The following is a 23,373-nucleotide window of genomic DNA, read 5'->3' as shown; positions in this document are numbered from 1 at the left end:
TTAAGACAAATGAGACTTACCAATCGGAGCCCAGGATGAGCCCATCGGTCGGCCACAATGCGGCGTACCAGGTCGTAGGACTGACGTTGGTCGAAACGGTACGAACGCTGCCGTCGCACATCCCGGTCATGCACCCGGAAGCATCGAGTGCCTGAACGTAGTAGGGGTTACAGGCCGCGATGGAGGGTTGGGACTGCGGTGGCGTAGCGGTAGGCGGATTGACACTGGTATTACTCATCAAGCGGGTATCGAAGTAAGGTCCCTGGGGCCACCACCAGGGGGGATAGTAAGCCCACAGTTTAGGTGTGGGATCGGTCGAACTGGTGTTATTTCCAATGCCGCATTGCGATAGCTGCTCGCAGAAGGCAACCGTGTTGGAGGTTCCATCGGTTATGCCGAGTATGGTCTTGGGAGCATTCGTATTCGAAGTATAGGGCGTGCCGAACACAGCATGGTTCATACCGTAGTTGCAATATCCCCAAGTACCGCCGTTGCCCTCGGTCCAGGTGTCGGGAGGAGTGGTGTAATCCCGGTTTGTGAGATACGTCTTAACCTTCTGAGCCCCGGGGGCGTTGGCAGTTCCCGTCCAGGTGTTGGCGATGGAAGCGCCCCAATTCCAAATGTTATTCTGTTCGATGTAAGGGAGAATCCAGAAATGCAATGAGGCCCAATTCCCAGTATTATTCGGGATCGTATCCGCCATCGGAGGGAGTTTACCGTTAGCACTTTCGAAGTTGTGGCAAGCCAGAACAATCTGCTTCAGGTTGTTGGTACTCACCATACGGGCCGCCGCGGCACGAACTTTTTGAACTGCGGGGAGCAGTAGCCCGATCAAGATAGCAATGATTGCGATTACAACCAGCAGTTCGATCAGGGTAAATCCCCTTCGACGTGATTGGGAGAGCATAAATCAGTCCTCTAGAGAAACTTTATAAATGGGATCTCCTGCTCATCTCGAGAGGCCACAAAGAACTCGGAACATGAGTCACCTGAAGACGCTGAGAGGCATCGAACCCTATTTGAACTCTACCTGCAAAAAAATGTCCAGCTTACATCGAATGATCAAGAATAGGGTTATTACCGACAGGATATTTAGCGATTGTCTGCACATGCATCTATTTATGAGTGGGGACTCATTAAAGGGCGATCATAAACGTTCAATTTTGCATATCTAACCAGAGAATTTTGCATCACATAAGCCGATACAAATGAGAAAATTTTTCATTTAGATATTCCAAAAACGGCTTATGCGTTAGAGCCTGCCCCGTGATCTTGCGACACAACACGTCCGGCGTGTAGCGACGTCCGTGAGAGTGCACATGAGTCACCAGCCACTGCTTCAAGGAACCAAACTCCCCTTGTGAGATCTCCCGATCTAACAGCGGCATCACTTTCCGGGCTTGGACCATGAACTGAGCCGCATACAGATTGCCCAGAGTGTAAGTCGGAAAGTAACCGATACCTCCCATACTCCAATGAATGTCCTGCAAGCATCCGGTCTTCGAATCCGGCGGCTGAATGCCAAAATAACTTTGAAATTTTTGATTCCAGGTCTCGGGCAAATCCGCCGTCGAGAGATCCCCCTTGAGTAGATCCATCTCCAGTTCAAACCGCAGGGCAATGTGCAAGTTATAGGTCACTTCATCCGCTTCCACGCGAATCAGGGAAGGCTTCACTTCGTTAATGGCAAAAAAGAAATCTTCCAGCGGCACGTCCGACAGAGAACTGAAAAGCTCTTTTGCCTGGGGATAAAAATGTTCCCAGAACGGCCGGCTGCGACCGATCTGGTTTTCCCAGAGGCGGGATTGAGATTCGTGAATTCCGAGCGAGCAATAGCTGCCCAACGGAGTACCAAAATCCGCTGCGGGAAGATTCTGTTCGTAAATGCCATGCCCGGCTTCGTGCAGAGTACCGAAAAAAGATTCGTTGAAGAAATTCGCGTTGTATCGGGTGGTGATCCGACAATCGCCCGGGCCAATACCCGAACAAAAGGGGTGGGTGGTTGTATCCAGTCGCCCGGCCTCGAAATCGAAACCGATTTTCGCGGCCGTCTTCCGGCCGAATTCCTTTTGAGCCTCAATCGGGAAGCTGCGGTGCAGAATTTCCGTGCGAGGCTTAGCCGAGGCGCCCTGAATACGCTTCAGCAGCGGCGTCAACTCCTTTACCAGACCGGCAAAGATCTCTCGAATTTCGGTGGAGGAACAACCCGGTTCGTACTCGTCCAGTAGCGCATCGTAGGGATGATTTTTAAAACCGATGGCCTGAGTTTCTTCTCGCTTCAGTACCAGGATCTTATCGAGCCAGGGTTTGAAAGCAGGATAATCGTTCTCCTGTCGGGCCTGTGACCAGGCTCCTTGGGCCTGGGTGGTGATCTTCGCCATCTCTTCCACTAATCGAGCGGGAAGTTTGGTCGCCCGATCGTAACTGCGACGAATTTCCCGAATGTTCGCCTGCTCGGGCAGATCGACAGCGGGCATCAATCTCCCTTCGACGTTGGCAAGCAGTTCACCAACACGCGGGTTGGTATTCATCTGGTGGGAGAGACGTGCGATCAGACCGACCTGCTCACCGCGAAATTCGGAACCTTTACTGGGCAGGTAGGTTCGCTCATCCCAACCGAGTAAAGAACCGCAGGAAGCGAGCAGATTGGCTTCGCGGACCAAGTTAATCAATTCCTGGTATTTAGGATCTTTCGACATCACAGACTCGAGGAAATAGATGCGGGAATATGAAAAGAGCCCGACACAATATTGCTATTGTTCGAGCTCGGTTTGCTTTCAAAACTCAAATATTACAGATGCATGCCAATGAGGAATTCCATGTTCGTCTTGGTCTTGCGGACCTTGCTGACGAGCATTTCCATCGCTTCGACCGGGTGCATATCGGAGAGTACCCGGCGGAGAATTCGCATCCGTTCCATCTCTTCGGGATGGAGCAGTAGTTCTTCCTTGCGGGTACCGGAGCGGTTGACATCCAGAGCGGGCCAGATCCGCTTGTCGACGAGTCGGCGATCCAAGTGCAATTCCATGTTACCGGTGCCCTTGAACTCTTCGAAAATCACATCGTCCATCTTGGAGCCGGTGTCGATCAGAGCCGTGGCCAGGATCGTCAACGAACCCCCTTCTTCGACGTTACGGGCCGCCCCGAAGAATCTCTTCGGTTTCTGCATCGCGTTGGAATCGAGACCACCAGAGAGCAGTTTACCGCCGCCCGGAGCTTCGGTATTATGAGCGCGGGCCAGACGGGTGATCGAGTCGAGAAGAATGACCACGTCGCGTTTTCGTTCCACCATGCGTTTGGCTTTTTCGAGAACGATTTCGCTGACGTGAATATGCTCTTCGGGCGGCTCGTCGAATGTACTCGCCACGACTTCGACATTTGGCCCCTGAACGTTACGCTGCATATCGGTAACTTCTTCGGGACGCTCGTCAATCAATAAAACGATAACGTAGGTTTCCGGCTGGTTCTTGAGAATGGACAAGGCCATCTTCTGAAGCAGCACGGTTTTACCTGCTCGCGGCGGTGACACGATCAAACCGCGCTGGCCTTTACCGATCGGGGTGACCAGATCGACAATTCGAGCCGACAGTTCATTCGAATCGGATTCGAGGACCAGACGACTGTTGGGATGCAAGGGAGTCAGGTCATCGAACTGAGTGATATTGGTCTGTTCGTCCGGAGCCACGCCATTAACGGTTTCGACCTGCATGATGGCGAAGTTGTCCTGTCCTTCGACCGGCAGGCGGATTGGACCTTCGACGATCAACCCGGTTTTCAGGTTCATGCGTCGAATCTGGCTGGGAGATACATAAATATCTTCCGGGGAAGCCAGGTAATTGTGGGCTTGGCTGCGCAGGAAGCCGTAGCCATCGGGCAGGACCTCCAGGGTGCCGGAGCCTCGCACCACTTCGCCACGTTCGATCTGACGTCGGACAATGCCCACAATGAGCTGAGCTCGGGTCATCCCCGTATGTTCGCCCAGTCCTTCCTTTTCGGCCATGGCGAAAAGCTTGGGCATGGCCAAGCGATAGAGATCGTCGAGGCGGGGAGAACGGGGCGCCACCGGGGCGGGAGCCGCCGGTTCCGTAGCGGCAACTGGTGCAGCGGCCGGAGCAACTTCTCCGGGCTTACGAATGATTCGGCGACGTGTGGGTGTTGTGGGAGCGGATGGAGCCTTTGCTGACTCCTCGTCGCTTCTGGCGACGGCCATAATCGATCCTCGAATAGATGGGAAATGAGTTAAAGCTTTTTCATGCCTAGAGAGATTTAAACGACACTGGGGTAAATAATCCTTCACGAAAAAGGAATAACTATCCTTAAAGACGAGTCAAACCTATTAGTCATTGCACGGGATTATCGAAAAAACGTGTCGTCCGAGTTCCAGTAATAGACTTCTACGACGGAATGTTAGCGAGTTCCAGAAAAATAGCTAGAGTTTTTGAAAAACTTTTTCTATGCCATCCTACGGATCTTTATTTTAAGCAGGTGCCATGGCAGATACAACCCCGCTCTCCCCAGAGACCGTTAGAACAACTCCGGACACGCGTTATGCCGTGGCCCGGGGACGAGCGATGCCACTGGGCGTTTCCACCTCTCTGGATGGAATTAATTTTTGTCTTTTGTGCAGACATGGCGTGGCCGTCACCTTAGTTCTGCTGCCCCTGGAAGGAAGTGAAATTCCTCTCGCGGAAATCGAACTTCATCCCCAATTTCACCGAACTGGTGATCATTGGCACGTTCTTGTCAAAGGTTTGCCTCTCGACTTTCGCTACGGCTGGCGAGTCTCCGGACCCGATGGAAATGGACACCGCTTCAATCCGAAAAGAATTCTGCTCGATCCGGCGGCCACGATTCTTTCCGAAGGCGCCGTCTGGGCCGGTACTTGCGAGACCGACCGGGAACGCACCGGGCGACGCAGCGTATTTCACAGATCGCCTCGCTACGACTGGGCCGACGACCATCCGCCGCGCATTCCTCAGGACGAATCGATCATCTACGAACTGCATGTTCGGGGTTTCACCTGCCATCCTTCCTCAAAAGTTCAGAACTCGGGTACCTTCAGCGGCTTGATCGAAAAAATTCCTTATCTGCAATGGCTGGGCGTAACGGCCGTGGAATTGTTACCCATCCACGAATTCGATGAATGCGATTGCCCGTTTATCAATCCGGAAACCAAGGAGCGAAACCGGAATTTCTGGGGTTACAACACGCTGGCCTTCGCCGCCCCCAAAGCAGCCTATGCCGCCCGGGCGAATGAATATGGCCAATTGGCCGAATTTCGAGATCTAGTAAAGGCCTTTCATGCGGCGGGCATCGAAGTCATTCTGGATGTCGTGTTCAACCATACGGGGGAAGGAGACGACCGGGGTCGCACTTATTCTTTCCGGGGTCTCGATAACTCGCTTTACTACCTGATGTCGCCCGACGGCAAGAAATTTCTCAACTTTACCGGCTGCGGGAACACCCTCAACTGTAACCATCCCGTGGTTCGGGAATTAATTATGAACTGCCTGCGCCATTGGGTGGGCAATATGCACGTCGATGGCTTCCGGTTCGATTTGGCTTCGATCTTCGGCCGGGATAAATTCGGTAACGTACTGCTGGAACCGCCGATTCTGGAAATGATCACCGAGGATGGCATTCTGGCCGATTGCAAACTCATCGCGGAACCTTGGGATGCCGCCGGATTGTATCAGGTGGGTCACTTCCCTTTCGGGCATCGTTGGCAAGAATGGAACGGCAAATATCGCGATGATGTCCGCCGGTTCTGGCGCGGCGATGGCCTGGCGGGATTACTCGCCAGTCGCATATGCGGCAGTGCCGATGTTTACGAATGGAATCAGCGCAGTCCCCTGCACTCCATCAACTATGTGACCTGTCACGATGGGTTCACACTCAACGATCTGGTGAGCTACAACCGCAAGCACAATCTGGCCAACGGCGAGAATAATTACGATGGCATGGATGAAAATTATTCCTGGAATTGCGGTGAAGAGGGACCATCTAACAATCCCGAGATCAATCACCTGAGAATTCGGCAGGCAAAAAATCTGATGGCCACGATGCTGCTTTCGCAGGGTGTCCCGATGATCCTGGCGGGGGATGAATTCTTACGAACGCAAAAAGGGAACAATAACGCCTGGTGTCAGGATAATGAAATTTCCTGGGTCGATTGGACCCTGGCCGAGAAGAACAAGGATTTTCTCCGCTTTACCCGCGAGATGATTCACTTGCGCAAGCGACACCCGGTTTTGCATCGACCGCGCTTCTTCAAAGGGGAAATCACCTCCGATTGGTCGCGCTTCGGCAATTCCGTACCCAACAACTGGCGGGGCGAGAAGATTTCTGATATCGTGTGGCATGGGCTGGAGCCGAATCTGCCCAACTTCAACACGGCCTCCAACTTCCTGGCGTTCACGCTGGATGGACGAATGACCGGCCGGGAAACCGACCCCGAGTATATGGTCGATAGCGATTTTTATGTTGCGATGAATGCCTCGAATGATATTTGCCGATTTAAAATTCCGCCCTCGCCCACTCGACGAAAGTGGCGCAGAGTGGCAGATACTTCCCTGGAGTCGCCCCTCGATTTCGTTGCGGAAAACACCGGACCGGAAGTGCCGCCCGGTTCTATTTACTCCGTGCCGCCCCATGCGATACTGATTTTGGTATCCGAAGGGTAACGCTAAACGCTACTTGCGATTTTCCGAAAACAGGGTCCATGAATCAGATACTCGAACGCGAAGAATATATCGAGCAAGCCTACTTCTTCCGGGTCTTCCGGGAGCGCATGCTGGAGAACCTCCCGGCCCAGGAGATTCTGAATCGACTTCACGAGGAAATACTGACCACTACCCGTCTGCCGATGGCCATTCAATTTTTGGCCACCGAGATCAAGCACACCGGCTTGCTGTCGAGCGGTTTCGATCGTCTGGGTCACTATTTCACTCCCTTTCAGACATTCATGGTCAAGCAATCGGAACAGGAAAACCGCCGGTTCAGTACTTTGACCGCGTTGATTGTCCTGGAACGGGAAGCGGTCTATCGGTCCAATAATCCGACCCCCGCCGGGTTGTTCGTCTATCAGTTCGAAACCATTTGCCGCAATCGTCTGGGCTATGACGATGGCTTGCGAGCCATGGAAATGGATCCAATTTTTAACGACAACTGGAAGGATTATTTTCGAACCGTCCGTCGCTCGGTCGGTCTTTTTGAATTTTCGGAACTGGTTTATCTGCGTAGCGAAAACTATGTGACCAATCAGAAGAAGAACGATGCCACCTTTGTCCCCTCCATCGCTCCCTTATTCGGAGAAAAAGAGGGAAAAATTGCCCGGGCTAGCATCGGCCGGGATCCCCTGTTTCTCTTCGCGGCATTGCAACGACAGTTAGGCTATCCTGAAGTGCCCCGGCCGAAACAGCGCGACGATGAATCGACCAAACTCGATCAGATGGTTCAGAAAGTCCGCGAACTGGAAACTCGACTTAAGCTGATGGAGGGGGAAATGCGCGGCAATGTCGATTTGAGCCAGTTCGGCAAACCGGCCATCCTGAGCGACGTTGACGACTTGAACATTTGAAGCAATCCGCAAGGGAGTAGCGACTCCCTTGCGAAAAAAATCAGAATTACTTCTTGGGCCAGGTCGTTTCCGGGAATTCATCGGTCCGGAACGGTGTGGCCGGCAGGCCCGATTTGCCCCAGAGATTCACCACCGGATAATTCGCCCAGCCGTATCGCACGGCCACCGGCTTGGATACCGTATCCGACCAGACGACGACATGATCGCCTTCAATCTTGGCGTCCGCATCGACGAACTTGTGATCGTCTCCGCAAATGCTGAAGCCCATGAGTTTGTCCTCTTTGCATTCCAGTCCACCACCCAGGTGATCGAAGCTCAAAACGATTTTCGAACCCTCGATCTTGAACGACTTGTACTCAGGGCCAATCGGTTCGACCGATTTTCCGTAAGCGATGTTCAAAGCAGAAATGGCCAGTCGTTCGCCGACCGGTTGTTTCTTCTTGGGGTGAATATCGACTTCATCTCCCACGTCGGTAATCACGGCAATACCGACTTTAGGTAAGGCCTTGGTCGTCAGCAGTTGAGCTTCGCGAAGTTCCGCCCAGTTGCTCGGCCCCGGCTTGGAGACGATTTTGGTGAACGGGGCCAGTTGCACCATGAAAAATGGCAGGTCGCTATTCCAGGCTTTGCGCCAGTCGGAAATCAACGTCGGCATCAAAGTGCGATACTCGTAAGCCCGGCCCGCGTTCGATTCCCCCTGGTACCAGATCGCTCCGGCGACCGGGAATGGCAGCAAGGGATGAATCATGGCGTTGTACAAACGGCTGGGATCATTCGGACCCTGGCCCGGTTTCTGACGTTTGTTCGGTTTACGCGGTTCCGGCTTCTGATCCTTCTTTTCTTTGCCTTCATTCTCGGCTTTTACTTTCGCCAGATCGGCCTCGTATTTTTCCATCGCTTTTTTGTAATCTTCCTCGGCCTTTTCGGGATCGAACGCGGCAATCCGCTTATCGAGATTTTCGTGATAGTGCTTCAGAGCGGGAACTGCATCGAGCGATTCCTTGGAAGTCCAGGCTTCGGCTGGGGTACCACCCCAACTGGTGTGGATGAGACCTACCGGAACGCCGAGTTCTTTTTGCAGTTTGCTGCCGAAGTAGTAAGCCACGCCGCTGAATCGCGGGGTGTTTTTTGGATTGCATTCAACCCAGGTGTGATCTTCAGTAGGGCCGCCTTTGAAAGTTTTCAAAGGAGTTTCTGAGGTGTTCTTGGTAACGGTGAACAAACGAATCTTATCGTTAGTGGAATCCTGAATGGACTTGTCGGCTTCGTGGCACGAGCCCAAAGACATTTCCATATTCGATTGACCGGAGCAAACCCAAACTTCCCCGACCAGAACATCTTTCAGAGTTTGGGTAGTCGTTTTTCCGTCTTCCGTGGATGTGATCTTCAATTCGTAAGGGCCACCTACAGGCACGGGATCGATTTCCACTTTCCAGCTGCCTTTGGCAGCGGTCGTGCTGTAGTCTTTGCCGTTAATACTGACGGTGATTTTCGCATCGCCTGTAGCAGTTCCCCAGACGGGAATCTTTTTTCCCTGCTGCAGGACCATATGATCGGTAAACAAGGCATGCGGTTTCACCTCGGCCCGGGCATAAGCCAGACCGGAAAAAGTGAGGATTGCCAAAGCGTAAAGGCCACGCCAACGCATAAAGAGCTCCATGAAAGTGAGGAGAGTCGGAAGAAAGGTAGGCTATGCAGGGCAGCAATTGAGACAAGAAGGCAACCGGAGAATCAGTGAAGTCCAAGTGGGACTTCACTGTTCGATAAGCTTATTTGGCGTTTAGTTCCGTTTCAGTTGCTTTAGGTTCCGGCAGGAAAAAAGAGGCGATCAAAGCAATCAAGAACATTAGGGTGCCCATTATTCCCGCGGAAAAAGCAGCTATTTTGAATGGGGTCGTTCCTTGAGGCAGATACCCCTTAACTTCGGCGAGAATGACTCCAGTTGTGACGAAACTCATCATCCCGCCAATCATTCGACCTCCGACATTAGCTGTAAATCCTCCCGCTGTACCACGTAAGTGAACCGGGTAGGCCGCAGGTAAATAATTCCCAAGATAACTGAGTTGTGCCACCGTAACGAGCGCGGCGGCCCCAATACCGAACAACAGCATATCCGAGCTTTGCTGAGACCCCATGAAGAAGAACCAGGGAATGATGGCCAATCCAGGGATCAAGAACATTCGAAGCTGCGCCCGACGGGAAAGGATTACGATGGCAATTGCCGCAAAAATGACCCGCCCCACCAGGCCGCCCATTTCCTGCCAGAGCTGCGCTGTCGAACGAAACTCGTTGATCGGTGCACTGAAGGTTCTCTGCTCCTTCAAATTACCTTTGATTTGAGCTAATGCTTCCTGGCGAGCATCGCTGTTCGGTTCGGTTGCATCGAATTTCTTGTAGAGTTCTGATGCCTGAGTTCGGAGTGGGGCAAGACCTTTTCTCTGTTCCGCCAGTTCGGGGACACCGGGAGCGATCTGAACAGGAGTTAGTTGGATCGCCCCAAAAGCAGCCCCATAAGCGCAAGCGAACAAGATCGTTGTGATAATCGTCGTTCTTCGAAGCGCCGGAGTAAACAATTCTCCAATGCTAGGCCGCTTCAATTTCCCTTCTGCTTTTCTTTGCCTCCATACCGGTGATTCGGGTAGGAATGGCAAAATGATAGCAATGGGAATAGCCGGAATTAAACCGCTGATAAGCGTATAACGCCAAGCCGCGTGAGGATCGAAAGGAGGATCAATTGGCAATGCAGGTAAGGATGATCCATGCCGAGTGAGTAGTAAACTCATTCCGGAGACCATCAACCCACCAATGGAGGAGAAGGCCTGGGTGATGCCCAGAACGGACTCTCGCTTTTTGGGCTCCGGGAAGAGTTCTGCCAACCAGGCTACCGCCGCGACGAATTCGACGCAAACTCCGATAAAGGTCGTGCATCGGAAGATCAATAATTCGATTGGGGAGGTACTAAAAGCCGCGAGTACAGGCGAAACTCCATAGACGAGAATACTTAATCCCAGAATTCGCTTTCTGCCAAAACGGTCGATCAAGTACCCACCTAACAAACCGAAAATGCCACCACTGATAGCAGCTGCGGCATTGATTCTGCCAAACCACTTGGAGATATCTGGATGTTCCGGAGGCACTCGGAGAAGTTCCGAAAGGGCCGGACCGGAGATCACCGGCAGCATCAATAATTCGTAGATATCGAAGGCGAAGCCGATCACGGCGACCAGCAACACTAACCACTCGGTTAAGGAAAAACCTTTACCCGAACCGGAATCAGGAGAAGACATGCAAAACTCCAAGGCGGGGATCAACTGTTCGGGTAGTTTAGGGCCGAAACCCAGATCATCAAGAACTCACTCGCCGCGCAACAAATCGGCCTGCCACTTTTTTTCCAGTTCGGCAAGCGATTTAATGCCGTAGTGCTGACTGAGACTCTTCTCCACGCCGCGGCGGGGAGACTCCTGCAGAAATACCACGAAGGTTCGATAACCTTTCAGTCGCACCAGATAATCGACGACCGTGACGCTAGCGAGGTAAAAGGAGGTAACAGAAGAATCGTTAGGAGAGGCCGTGGCTTCAAAGACTTTCTCCAGTTTGAGGAGCTTTCTTTCCTCAATCAAACGTGCGGCCATTCGACGATTCCGGCTCCGATGAGCCGCCGGTTCGGCGAGCGTCGTCATACCCAGTTCGGCCCAGACCGGCAGTGGTTCTTCCGAAAATAATTCGCTCATCACGACATAGTGAATTTCTCGGGGCAATTGCGCTTCAAAGAGTTCGCTTGCCTCCAGATGCAAATCAATCCGGCGGGAGACGACCTTGCCCCCATCGAATTTCACGGTCGAATGTCCCGGATGGGAAGCGGGTTTACCGGTTGCCCGGGCATACGCCTCGGCCGTTTCGTACAGATAGATCTCACAGGGAATTTTCCAATCGATTCCCTTACTGCCCGTCCAGCGTTCCAGAGCCAGCGATCGCAACTGCTCGGCGTAGCGGGAGATTTCCTCGCCCTTCAATCGCTTGGATATCGAATGAACGACGAAGTTCCGTCCGCTAGTCGCAAAGGTATCGGCCGTCACGGGTGTTTCTACGGTCGACAACTTTTCCAGGAGGGCATCGCCGAACGATTTCACCGGTTTGCCACCCAGAGCCATCGCCGTTAGAACTTCGTTTTTGGAAGCGCTGGGATCACTATCGAGATTGGCCTTCCAGCGCTCCGCAACGACTTCCAATCTACAGAAGGCCCAGCACTGCTTTTCATCTTCCCGCAAAGGAATCGAGTTCTTTTCCATCGCCGCGAATTTCTCGCTGGCCTCCCGATACTTGCGAGCCCCGAATAGTCGGGCGGCGTCAAGTCGCAACCCCGAATCGACCGCAGGGGCCGAAACTTCCTTGGCGACTTTGGCAACTTCGGTTTTCTTTTCCGGTTCCGCCACCTTGGGATCTTCAACGGTTAAAGGAGGCAGATCAACTTTCGGATTCATCGTCTCAGCAGATTTATCCGCGGGCGATGGGGTTCTGACTTCTTCCGATTTAGTCGCAACCGCGCCCTTTTTGGCATCTCCCGTGCCAACGGATAGTTCGAGCGTTTTCAACTGCTTGCGAATGTGGGCGATCATCTCATCGCTGCCGTTTTTCAGCTGCGATTCCTTGATGGCCGCGATATAGGCATCGCGCAACAGTTCCAGATAAGCCGTTTGGCCATTGGCGAAGAGAATGGATTCTTCGAGAATTCGCACCGCTTCCTGCGGCTTTTTTTGGGTGAGGGCTTCGCGCCCCAACTTGATCGCATTCTGCAATCGAATCGCCTGATTGATCTGATCGGGCTGGGCGAATATGGGGTTGGAATTCGCGAAAAAAACGGCGCAGACAAAGATTACGAAGCAAACCGTGCGACTCATGTGTGCATCCTGCAACTGGGCCTATAGGCAGGAGCGTAACCGATTTTTGTAATTCCGACAATCCCGGATTAACCCGGGCTATCCGTAACCATCATCTCGGCGGCGTCCTTGATTTCGTAGCTGTAGCCTTGCTCCGTCAAAAAAAGCTGGCGATGCTGGGCAAAATCCAGCTCGCGAGTATCCCGGGTTACGATGGAATAAAAATGAGCATCCTCCCCGTTGGTCTTGGGTCGGAGAATTCGCCCGAGTCGCTGGGCTTCCTCCTGCCGGGAGCCGAAAGTTCCGGAAACTTGAATCAAGACATTGGCGTCGGGCAGGTCGATGGCAAAGTTGCCGACTTTCGAGAGGACGAGGTGCCGCTGCTCGCCGAAACGGAATTTGCGATAGAGTTCTTCCCGCTCGCCGTTGGGGGTCTGCCCGGTGATGATGGGAATCTCGAAGCGCTTACTGATATCGCGCAGCTGCTTGAGATACTGGCCGATGATCAGAACCCGCTGTTCCTTATATCGCTGCAGTAAGATGTCGCAGATATCCAGTTTTGCCGGATTTTCGCTGGCTATGCGGTATTTGTCGCGCCACTCGGCTACGGCATATTCCATGCGCACCGATTCCGGCAGCGCAATGCGGATTTCGGTACAACTGGCCGTGGCTATCCAGCCCTTCTGTTCCAGTTCCCGCCAGGGGACATCGTATTTTTTGGGGCCGATGAGACTGAAAACATCCCCTTCCCGACCATCCTCCCGCACCAGAGTGGCTGTCAGACCCAGCCGACGTCGAGCCTGAATTTGCGCCGTCACCCGGAAAACCGGGGCGGGGAGCAAGTGGACTTCGTCATAGATGATCAGGCCCCAGTCTCGCTCTTCGAACAGCTTGAAGTGCGGGAAGTCTTCATCTTTATCGGGTCGATAAGTAACGATCTGGTAGGTCGCGATCGTCACCTCATTGATTTCCTTGGTTTCACCAGTGTATTCGCTGATTTGATTATCCCGGAGGTTGGTTTTATCCAGGATTTCCCGGTGCCATTGCTTCACGGCCGTGATACTGGTCGTCAGTACGAGCGTGGATCTTTTTACCAGACTCATGGCCACGATGCCGACAATCGTTTTGCCCGCACCGCAGGGGAGAACAATCACGCCGCTGCCGCCTCGGGCTGCACCGCCGGCGTAAAAAGTATCGGCCGATTCTCGCTGGTAATCGCGAACCGTAAAAGGCAGCCCCGATTTCATCACCGGGATGATATCGACCTCCATGGGGGTGCCTTCGACGTAACCTGCAACATCCTCGGCGGGATAGCCGATCTGGTTCAAAGCCAGCTTGATGATCCCGCGATGCGCCGAATCTACCAGGAAACTGACCGAATCTACCCGTTCTCCGAGATACTGGCGGACTTTGGGCTGGCGAGTGATTTCCTCTAGCAATGGCTTATCTTCGCAGATCAGCTTCAGATGGCTTTCATCGTGCTTTACCAGTTTAATGCGGCCGTACCGGCTGACGACTTCTTCAATGTCTGTCGGGACGTTTAAGGGGAGGGGAAACTTGGTGAATTGCCGAAGAACTTCGACCATTTCCGGCGCGCTTAATCCCGCCGCGGCCGCATTCCAGAGCGAAAGATTGGAAATTCGGTAGGTGTGAATGTGTTCGGGGCTTTTCTCGAGCTCGGCAAAAGGGGCCAGGGCATCCCGGGCCGCTGAATATTTGGGATTATTGACCTCCATTAATATCGTTCGATCCGCCTGCACGATCATCGGATTTGTCGGATCGAATTGCACAGCGGCGGAACGGGACGGTTCGGCGGTCAGTTTCTTCGGCATCTGAACTCTCGACACAACCACATCGGGCAAACAGCCATTATAGGGATCGCTCGCAACTAATAATGGGTTAGCGGTCCGCCGACAGATTTCTTTGTTCAAACCGCAATTTGAGCGTGAATCTCTGGGCGACTATGTAGTAGAATTACAAACACGATGAAATGGCTGCCGAAATAGGACGTCATTATTTCGGAGAAAACCTTTATGCAATCTTCCATCCAAACTTATCTGACCCGAACCCGACGCCGCGTCTTTCTTCGAAATTTCCTGAACACGCTACTTTTGGCGGGCGGTATCGCCTGTCTACTGAGCGTGATCTGGATTCAGGTTCAGCCTCTGGTGACCGAGCCTTTGCCCGAGTGGCACCGGCAAGCGGTGCTGATCGGTTCGCTCTCTCTGGCATCTTTGTTCGCCATTTACCGCTCCATTCGACTCAGCCCCACTTCCCTGCAAACGGCGTTACTGATCGACCAGCGCTTCGATTTGCGGGAACGGCTCACTACCGCCCTGGCTCTCGATGAGACTCTCCAAAAAACCGAACCGGGACAAGCCTTGCTCCAGGATGCGGCCCAGCGCGTCAGCAAAGTGAATATTGCCGACAAATTCCCGATCCATCTCGATCGGAAATCCTGGGTGCTCCCCATCCCGGCGGCCATCCTGGCCTGTCTGGCCTTGCTGTACGATCCCCTGTTCTCCGAAACCAAGGCGGAGAGCAATACCGACAAGAAATTGGCAGAAAGTAAGGAAGCTCCCTGGGAAAAAGTCAAAAACCCGGAACAGAAGAAGAAGCGGCTGGTCATCCCCGATCTTTCCCAGCGAAAGAAAAGCGAAAAGCTCGAAAAGTTGGAAGCTCTGGCCAAGGAAGTCGACAAACTTTATTCCGATCCGGAATACCAGAAGAACAAATTGAACCCCGAAAAAGCCCGGGAGGGTTTCGAAAAGGCGACCGAACTGCAGGAAAAACTGAAGCAGATGGAAGCCGAAAAGCATGATCAGATCAAGCGCATGCAGGAACAACTTCAGCAGTTGTCCGATCGCAAGATGACCGAACAAATGGATGGCCCGGGCAAAGAGGCCATGCAGGCGCTGAAGACCGGGGATTTCGGAAAAGCCAAAGAGGAATTCGAAAAACTCAAAAAGAAGATTAAGAACGGCGAACTGAGCCAGGAAGACGTTCAGAAATTGAAACGCCAGATCGAAGAAATGGCGAAAAAATCGAAGGAAATGACGGAGAACAAGAAGGAACAGGATAAGCTCAAGAAGATGATCGAACAGGCCAAGAAGGAAGGCCGGAATGCGGAAAGTCTGCAGCGCGAATTGAAAAAACTGGAAGATCAGTCCGAAAAGTTGAATGCGATGAAAGACATGGCCAAAAAAATGAATGAGATGAAGATGGCCATGGACAAGAACGATATGGACGAACTGGCTCAAAAAATGAGTGAACTGGGCGATCAGTTCGGCGACCTGTCGGAAGAAGTCAAGGACATCGAAGCCCTGGATGAAAGCCTCGAAGAAATTCGCAAATTCCGAAAGTCGCTCGCCGGAAAAGCTAAGGGCGACGGGGATTCCCAGCCCTCGGATGAGGTTACTGAATCGGATGATTACGATGGGGACAGAGGCGGAGTGGGGGCCGGTCGCCGCAAGATCAACGAGAATGCCAAGTCCAATTCGGAACAGGAGCGCGTTCGCGTTCAGTTCGATCCCACCGGTAAAAAACGCTACGTCGGTTCGACCGATGGCCCGGCTTTTACCAAGAAATCGACGGTGGAACTCGAAGGGGAAATTAAGGAAGCCGCCCAGGATGCCGCCGATTCTCTCGATGTGCAGAAACTGCCTAAGGGAGCTCGCGATACTGTGAAAGAGTACATGGAACGTCTGGGCGATCAGGCTCCCAAAACCGAAAAGAAGTAACTGAGAATTCCCAGAAGTGAAAATTGCCAACCGCGGGTCGAGAGCCCGCGGTTTTTTCGTTAATATACCCGAGGATCTGACTGAGACGCTTTTTACGCAATCCCATACACTTTTAATAAGCACTCAGGAACATAGAAGGAACCTTTCCATGTCGAACAGTTTTGGCAGCAAGGCCACACTCGCCGTAGGCGGGAAGAACTACACCATTTACAAGATCTCCGAAGTCGAAAAGGCATTTCCACAGGCAGCCAAGTTGCCGTTTTCGCTGAAGATTCTGCTCGAAAACCTGCTTCGCAAAGAAGATGGCCTGGCTGTTCGCAAGACCGACATTGAAGCTCTGGCTAAATGGAATCCAACCGCCGAACCCGATGCGGAAATCGGCTTCACCCCCGCCCGCACGCTCCTGCAGGACTTTACCGGCGTTCCCTGCGTAGTCGATCTCGCCGCCATGCGCGATGCGATGGCTCGCATGGGAGGCGACCCGGCCAAAATCAACCCGCTTTCCCCGGCCGAATTGGTGATCGATCATAGCGTTCAGGTCGACGATTTCGGCAACGCGAACGCTTTCCAGCATAACTCCGACCTCGAGTTCCAGCGAAACCAGGAACGCTACGTCTTCCTCCGCTGGGGTCAGACGGCACTGGACAACTTCAAAGTCGTACCACCCGAAACCGGCATCGTGCATCAGGTGAACCTGGAATACCTGGCCCGGGTAGTGTTCGTGGATAAGAGCAATACCGCTTATCCCGATACGCTCGTCGGGACCGATAGTCACACGACGATGATCAACGGCTTAGGCGTACTCGGTTGGGGCGTCGGCGGCATCGAAGCAGAAGCCGCCATGCTCGGCCAGCCCGTGACCATGTTAATTCCTCAGGTGGTCGGCTTTAAGCTTTTCGGCAAGCTGGCTCCGGGATCGACCGCAACCGATCTGGTACTGACGATCACGCAGATGCTCCGCAAGAAGGGGGTTGTCGGCAAATTCGTCGAATTCTTCGGCGAAGGTCTGGCTTCGCTGCCACTCGCCGACCGCGCGACTATCGCCAACATGGCGCCCGAATATGGGGCGACCTGCGGGATCTTCCCGGTCGATGCCGAAACTCTGAAATTCCTCCGTTCTTCGGGTCGGCCGGAAGAACTCGTTCAACTCGTCGAAGCCTATTACAAGGCTCAGGGCCTGTTTCACACTAAGGAAACCCCGGTCGCCTCGTATACCGACACTCTGGAACTTGATCTCGCCACCGTTCAGCCATCGCTCGCCGGTCCGAGTCGACCCCAGGACCGCGTGCTCGTCAAGGATGTCAAGAAAAGCTTCCAGGAAGCCCTTCCCAAGCTGTTGAGTGCGGCGAAACCAAAGCCGAGCCTCCCCATGGCCTCCAGCGAAGGCAATCCGGAAGTGACGGTTCCGCCCGGCGTTCTGCATCATGGCTCTGTGGTGATTGCCGCAATTACCTCCTGTACCAACACTTCAAATCCTTACGTAATGGTGGCGGCGGGGCTGGTGGCTAAAAAAGCCGCTGCTTTAGGCCTGCAAACCAAACCCTGGGTGAAAACTAGCCTGGCCCCCGGTTCGAAAGTGGTAACCGATTACCTGACGGAATCCAATCTGTTACCGGAGTTGGAAAAACTCCGCTTCTATGTTGTGGGCTACGGCTGCACCACCTGCATTGGAAACAGCGGTCCTCTGCCCGATGCAGTTTCCAAGGAGGTCGCCGAAAAAGCTTTAGTTGTTTCCGCAGTGCTCAGTGGCAATCGCAATTTCGAAGGCCGGGTTCACGCGGAAGTGCGAGCCAACTACCTCGCTTCGCCGCCGCTAGTCGTCGCGTATGCTCTGGCCGGGAAAATCGATATCGACTGGGATGCCGAATCGCTTGGCAAGAGTTCAAATGGCAAGGACGTTTACCTCAAGGATATCTGGCCGACGCACGAAGAAGTGGGAGCCTTGGTCGACAAGCATGTGCACCGAGCCCAGTTCGAAAAGATTTACGCCGATGTCTTCAAGGGCGATCCCGCCTGGCAGGCACTGAACGTACCCGAAGGCAAGCGCTTCGCCTGGGACGACAAATCGACCTATGTGAAGAACCCACCCTACTTCGACAACATGCCGAAGCAACCGGCTGCTGTAAAGGATATCGCCAACGCCCGTTGTCTGGCGGTGCTGGGAGATAGCATCACGACCGACCATATCTCTCCCGCGGGTTCGATCAAGAAAGACAGCCCAGCCGGGAAGTATCTCATTTCGCATGGCGTCATGCCAGCTGACTTCAACAGCTACGGAGCTCGTCGCGGTAATCACGAAGTGATGATGCGCGGCACTTTCGCCAACGTCCGGCTGAAGAACTTGCTGGCTCCCGGTACCGAAGGCGGCGTGACCCGCCATCTGCCGGACGGAACCGAAATGTCGATCTTTGACGCTTCGATGAAATACCAGAAAGACGGCGTGCCCCTGGTGATTCTGGCCGGTAAGGAATACGGTTCGGGCTCGAGCCGCGACTGGGCGGCCAAGGGGGCCATGTTGTTGGGGATCAAGGCCGTGATCGCTGAAAGTTTCGAGCGCATCCATCGTTCGAATCTGGTCGGTATGGGTGTGGTGCCGTTGCAGTTCGTCAATGGTCAGAACGCCGCTAGTCTCGGTTTAAGTGGTGAAGAGATTTTCGAAATCCATGGCATTGCGGCCGGGATCCTCAATAACTTTGAATCGGGCCGGGAACTTTCCGTGAAGGCCACCAAGGATGGTAAAGTCACCGAGTTCAAAGCTCGGGTTCGCATCGATACACCACAGGAATGCCTCTACTACCAGCACGGCGGCATTCTGCAATACGTGCTGCGACAGTTACTGGCCACGTAAGAAACGCTGACCGGTCTACAGGTATTGGCTTCCTCGCTAACGCTATTTTTTCATTGTCAATTCGCGCGTTAGCCACGGCGAATTGACGATTCCCGGTAGAATTCATCTCATCGAGTACTGAAAATCTCTTTCGGGGATTCCCGCATGACCGTTATTCTCTCCGCGGTTCGCACTCCCATCGGTAAATTCCTCGGCGGACTTTCTCCGTTGACCGCGCCGCAATTAGGGGCGCTCGTCATCCAGTATTTCCAACTGGTTCCCGATCAGGTGATCATGGGGAATGTGGTACAAGCCGGGGTCGGACAGAACCCCTCCCGACAAGCGGCCCTGGGCGCCGAACTACCGACCACGATGGACGCTCATACGGTAAACATGGTGTGCGGCTCGGGGCTGAAAGCCGTCATGCTCGCCGATGTCAGTATCCGATCCGGCGAAGCCGAGTGCATAATTGCGGGCGGCATGGAAAGCATGTCTAATGCGCCGCATCTGCTCCGGGGCCGAACCGGTTTCAAATACGGCGATGCTCAACTTACCGATGCCTTGATTCACGATGGCTTGTATTGCCCCTTCGAACACTGGCCGATGGGTAACGCCGCCGAGCACATTGCCAAAAAATTTGGCATCACCCGGAAAGATCAGGATGAATTTTCGGTTCATTCGCATCTTCGAGCTGCAGCGGCCTGGGAACAGGGCTTTTTCAACGAAGAAGTGCTTCCGGTAGAAGTACAAAGTGGGAAAACGACACTTCGAATCGATCGCGATGAAGGCATCCGAGCCGATTCGAGCGTTGAAGCGCTGGCTCGCCTGAAACCGGCCTTTGCCAAAGACGGAACCGTCACCGCCGGGAATGCTTCGCAACTCTCGGATGGGGCGGCCGCGCTGGTGATAGCTTCGGAAGTTTATGCCCAGAAGCAGGGCCAAAAACCTCTGGCGAAAATTCGCAGCCAGGCTACCAGCGGCGTCGATCCGAAGGATATATTCATCGCCCCGGTGGAAGCCATCCAGCGTGCAATTGCCAAAGCGGGATTGAAACTCGAAGACATCGATTATTTCGAAATCAACGAAGCGTTCGCGGCCCAAATGCTGGCCTGCTGTCGAGAATTGAAACTGGATCCGGAAAAAGTCAACGTGCAAGGCGGCGGCGTCGCCCTGGGCCATCCGATCGGAGCATCGGGTGCCCGGGTCCTCACCAGCCTGATTCACACGCTCAAAAGAACCGGGAAAAAATTCGGCTGTGCCAGCCTTTGCCTGGGCGGAGGCAACGCCGTGGCAGTGATCGTGGAAAATCTTGCTTAGTTTTGCTCAGTCCACATTCACGACTTCCAATTGATGTCTGGGGAGCGGGGCTACCTCGACATCGTAGAGTACATCTTCCAGAATCGACAGTCCCAGATCAATCTGCTCCGCCGTGATGCACAAAGGCGGGCAGAAACGGATCGCTGATTCACCGCAACCCAACAGCAGCAAGCCCTGATGAAAAGCGGCTTGAATGACGGCATCGCGCAGCGGCGGGTGATAGTCCCAGTTGGGTTGATCCTTCACCAAGTCTACCGCGGTCATCAATCCCAATCCCCGAACGTTGGCCAGACACTCGTGGTGAAGCGACAGATCGCGTAAGCCTTTTCGAAGCTGCTCGCCGCGTTCGGCCGCATTGGCCATGTACTCCAACTCGAGCAGTTCAATGGTGGCCAGAGCGGCCCGGCACGAGACCGGGTTACCACCGAAAGTGCTGGCATGACTACCGCTGGGCCAATTCATCACTGAACTTTTGGCAATGATCGCGCCGAGAGGTAGGCCGCTGGCAATCCCTTTCGCCAGACAGATGATGTCGGGTTCGACGCCGAAATGCTCCACGGCGAACATCTTGCCCGTGCGACCCATCCCGGTCTGCACTTCATCCATCACCAGTAGAATTCCATGTTTGTCGCAGAGTTTTCTCAATCCCTGCAGGAACCCCGGTGGTGCGACGTGATAGCCCCCTTCCCCTTGGATCGCTTCGACGAAAATGGCGGCGACTTCCTCCGGGGGAGCGATCCGATGGAGGAGATGATTTTCAATCTCGTTCAGGCACTCGCAGGCGGATAATGTTCGATTCTTATGGGAAGCGCAGTTATCGCAATCGCGAGGGAAAGGGACGTGATGAATGTCTGGAACCAGGGGTGAAAAGCCCGCGCGATGAATGAGCTTGGAGGCCGAGAGAGACATGGCTCCGTAGGTCCGGCCATGAAAAGCTCCCAGGAAGGCCACGACTCGATTTCGCCGGGTGTGCCAGCGGGCCAGTTTCAGTGCGGCCTCAATCGATTCAGCGCCACTATTGGTGAAAAAGACTTTTTTCGGGCTGGGACCCGGCGCCAGTTGAGCCAATTTCTCCGCCAATTCGATTTGCGGGCCGTAGTAGAAATCGGTGCCTGACATATGCAAGAGTTTAGTCGACTGATCCTGAATCGCGGCCACCACATGCGGGTGACAATGCCCGGTGGCATTCACCGCGATACCGGCCGTGAAATCGAGAAAACGGTTGCCGTCCACATCCTCCACGATGGCGCCACTGCCGCGGGCAACGACCAGCGGGTAGACGCGGGTGTAGGATTCCGAAACGAATTGATGATCGATTTCCAGCCACTCGCGGGCTTTCGGACCCGGAAGAGAGGTTTCCAGATGCGGTACGGGAAGATGATCCAGAGCGAACATGACCTTACCCCCAATTTTTACGTTCCTTCAATCGGGATTTCGGATGTTCGCCACAAAGCGCATCCGAAATTCAGACGCAGTTAAACATCAGTTTTCAACCCTTGAGCCATTTTGATTTCCGTTCCGTGATTCACGGTCCAGGCAATTTTGTGTGTAACCGCATCGACCAGTCCCGCCGCGGACGGATGGCCGTTGCCGCTCTTCTTGACACCGCCGAACGGGAGGTGAACCTCTGCCCCGATACAGGGAAGGTTCACATACCCCATGCCGAAGTTGCACTCCTCGCGGAACAGCCGCATCTTCCGAAAATCTTCGGTAATCACGGCCATGGACAGCCCGAAATCGGTATCGTTGTAGATTTCAATGGCGTCGTCGAGCGTCTTGAAGGGAATCAGCGCCAAGTGCGGCCCAAACACCTCTTCCCGGATACATCGTATCTGCGGCGAATGAGCAATCCGGTAGACATGAGGCGTCAAATAGCAGCCCCGCTTGTGTTCGTGATCGAGCATTCGTTCGCCGACCAGAAGCACTTCGGCTCCCTCCTCCTTCGACAAACGGTTATATTTCAGAACCTTTTCCACCGAATTCTCATGGATTACCGGTCCGGTAAAATTTCGCTCGTCGAGCGGATTTCCAATGCGAATGCGTTTGGTCACCGTCAGGAGTTTTTCGGCGAACTTATCGAAGATCTTTTCCTGAACTAGAAGTCGGCCGGCCGAAACGCAGCGCTGGCCGCTTGTCTTGAAAGCACTGATGAGTCCCGCCGAGACAGCCAGATCGATTCGAGCGTCGTCGCAGATGATTACGGCACTCTTCGATCCCATTTCGGCTGCAACGATTCGATCGAAGTGATTTGCTGAGACCTGCTGAATCCGTTTACCGACCTCGTAACTCCCGGTGAAAAGAACCACGCTCACTTCGGGATTGTCAACCAGGGCTTCCCCAGTCGTCCCATCCCCGTGCAGGAGATTGATCGTTCCCGGCGGGAAACCGGCTTCTAGGAAGAGTTCGAAAAGGCGCTGACCAATGGCCGGCGAGTCTTCGGAAGGCTTGAAAACGGCCGTGTTCCCTTCCAGAAGCGATGGGCCGAGCATCCACAGTGGCACGGCGAACGGAAAATTCCAGGGAGTAATTACGGCGACCACCCCCCACGGCTTGCGACGCAGGAAGGCGTCTTTTTCGGAAATCTCCGAATCGATGACGTAACCGGTGGGCATGCGTCCGGTGCCGAAAACATACTGCACCATGTGCAGGCCTTCGACCACTTCCGCCCGGCACTCCGAGAGAGTTTTTCCCACTTCGCGAGCCATTAACTCGGCCAGATATTCCTGATCTCGCTCGATGATATTCGCCAGCCGATTGAAGCATTCCGCTCTGTGCAGGCGACTCGTGCGCCGCCAGTTCGGAAAGGCATGCCGGGCCGCAGCCACGGCTTCGATGGATTCTGCCTGAGTACCGACCGGGAAGGCTCCGATGATCTCATCCAGATTGGCCGGATTGCGGCTGAGAATTTCCCCAGTGCCGGGATGCCAGGAACCCGCAATGCAATGTCGGCCGGGATGCTTGAAACTTAACATGTCAGAACCTCCGCGGGCGATAGAAGGGAGGAAGTCGTCTCGAAAACGAAAGGAGATCGGT

The 23,373-nt window shown here is 53.9% G+C and carries 14 protein-coding genes; 5 read left to right on the top strand and 9 right to left on the bottom strand.

Annotated elements, in window-relative coordinates:
- Window positions 1-16 precede the first annotated feature (16 nt).
- From KIH39_RS03655 to rho, 3 genes are all read right to left on the bottom strand, one after another.
- Entirely contained in the window at window positions 17-907 is an 891-nt protein-coding gene (locus tag KIH39_RS03655; RefSeq protein ID WP_213497913.1) for a DUF1559 family PulG-like putative transporter, read from the bottom strand.
- 283 nt (window positions 908-1,190) lie between these two features.
- A complete protein-coding gene (locus KIH39_RS03650) occupies window positions 1,191-2,699 on the bottom strand; it encodes a carboxypeptidase M32 (RefSeq protein ID WP_213497912.1) in 1,509 nt (502 codons plus the stop codon).
- Window positions 2,700-2,791: 92 nt separating this feature from the next.
- A complete protein-coding gene (gene rho, locus KIH39_RS03645; RefSeq protein ID WP_261352949.1) occupies window positions 2,792-4,210 on the bottom strand; it encodes a transcription termination factor Rho in 1,419 nt (472 codons plus the stop codon).
- A gap of 280 nt (window positions 4,211-4,490) precedes the next feature.
- On the opposite strand from rho, the gene glgX reads away from it, so the two are divergent.
- A complete protein-coding gene (glgX, locus tag KIH39_RS03640; RefSeq protein WP_213497911.1) occupies window positions 4,491-6,683 on the top strand; it encodes a glycogen debranching protein GlgX in 2,193 nt (730 codons plus the stop codon).
- Window positions 6,684-6,721: 38 nt separating this feature from the next.
- On the top strand, window positions 6,722-7,579 hold the full coding sequence (locus KIH39_RS03635; protein WP_213497910.1) for a hypothetical protein: 858 nt from the start codon (window positions 6,722-6,724) through the stop codon (window positions 7,577-7,579).
- 46 nt (window positions 7,580-7,625) lie between these two features.
- On the opposite strand, the gene KIH39_RS03630 is transcribed toward KIH39_RS03635, so the two are convergent.
- The 4 genes from KIH39_RS03630 to KIH39_RS03615 all read right to left on the bottom strand — a co-directional run bounded on the left by KIH39_RS03630 (window position 7,626) and on the right by KIH39_RS03615 (window position 14,288).
- Complete coding sequence (locus tag KIH39_RS03630; RefSeq protein ID WP_213497909.1) at window positions 7,626-9,227, bottom strand: sialate O-acetylesterase; 1,602 nt, start codon at window positions 9,225-9,227, stop codon at window positions 7,626-7,628.
- A 121-nt stretch (window positions 9,228-9,348) separates the two neighbouring features.
- The gene (locus tag KIH39_RS03625; RefSeq protein ID WP_213497908.1) at window positions 9,349-10,866 is read right to left on the bottom strand and encodes an MFS transporter; all 1,518 of its coding nucleotides are present in this window, start codon (window positions 10,864-10,866) and stop codon (window positions 9,349-9,351) included.
- Between the two features lie 66 nt (window positions 10,867-10,932).
- Window positions 10,933-12,477: a hypothetical protein gene (locus KIH39_RS03620; protein WP_213497907.1), complete on the bottom strand. Its 1,545-nt coding sequence runs from the start codon at window positions 12,475-12,477 to the stop codon at window positions 10,933-10,935.
- A 68-nt stretch (window positions 12,478-12,545) separates the two neighbouring features.
- The gene (locus KIH39_RS03615) at window positions 12,546-14,288 is read right to left on the bottom strand and encodes a DNA repair helicase XPB (protein ID WP_213497906.1); all 1,743 of its coding nucleotides are present in this window, start codon (window positions 14,286-14,288) and stop codon (window positions 12,546-12,548) included.
- Window positions 14,289-14,489: 201 nt separating this feature from the next.
- Between KIH39_RS03615 and KIH39_RS03610 the strand changes: the two genes are divergently transcribed.
- From KIH39_RS03610 to KIH39_RS03600, 3 genes are all read left to right on the top strand, one after another.
- Window positions 14,490-16,196 (top strand): hypothetical protein, encoded by a 1,707-nt coding sequence (locus KIH39_RS03610; RefSeq protein WP_213497905.1) that lies wholly within the window; start codon window positions 14,490-14,492, stop codon window positions 16,194-16,196.
- A 148-nt stretch (window positions 16,197-16,344) separates the two neighbouring features.
- Window positions 16,345-19,044 (top strand): aconitate hydratase AcnA, encoded by a 2,700-nt coding sequence (acnA, locus tag KIH39_RS03605; protein ID WP_213497904.1) that lies wholly within the window; start codon window positions 16,345-16,347, stop codon window positions 19,042-19,044.
- 144 nt (window positions 19,045-19,188) lie between these two features.
- The gene (locus tag KIH39_RS03600; RefSeq protein WP_213497903.1) at window positions 19,189-20,340 is read left to right on the top strand and encodes a thiolase family protein; all 1,152 of its coding nucleotides are present in this window, start codon (window positions 19,189-19,191) and stop codon (window positions 20,338-20,340) included.
- A gap of 6 nt (window positions 20,341-20,346) precedes the next feature.
- On the opposite strand, the gene KIH39_RS03595 is transcribed toward KIH39_RS03600, so the two are convergent.
- Window positions 20,347-21,735, bottom strand: a complete 1,389-nt coding sequence (locus tag KIH39_RS03595) for an acetyl ornithine aminotransferase family protein (RefSeq protein WP_213497902.1) — start codon at window positions 21,733-21,735, stop codon at window positions 20,347-20,349.
- A gap of 80 nt (window positions 21,736-21,815) precedes the next feature.
- Entirely contained in the window at window positions 21,816-23,312 is a 1,497-nt protein-coding gene (locus KIH39_RS03590) for an aldehyde dehydrogenase family protein (RefSeq protein ID WP_213497901.1), read from the bottom strand.
- Window positions 23,313-23,373: the final 61 nt, after the last annotated feature.

Origin of the sequence: Telmatocola sphagniphila, from assembly GCF_018398935.1 — a bacterium.
GTDB lineage: Bacteria > Planctomycetota > Planctomycetia > Gemmatales > Gemmataceae > Telmatocola > Telmatocola sphagniphila.
The sequence above is the reverse complement of the archived record's forward strand: the minus strand, read 5'-3'. Positions and strand labels throughout refer to the sequence as shown.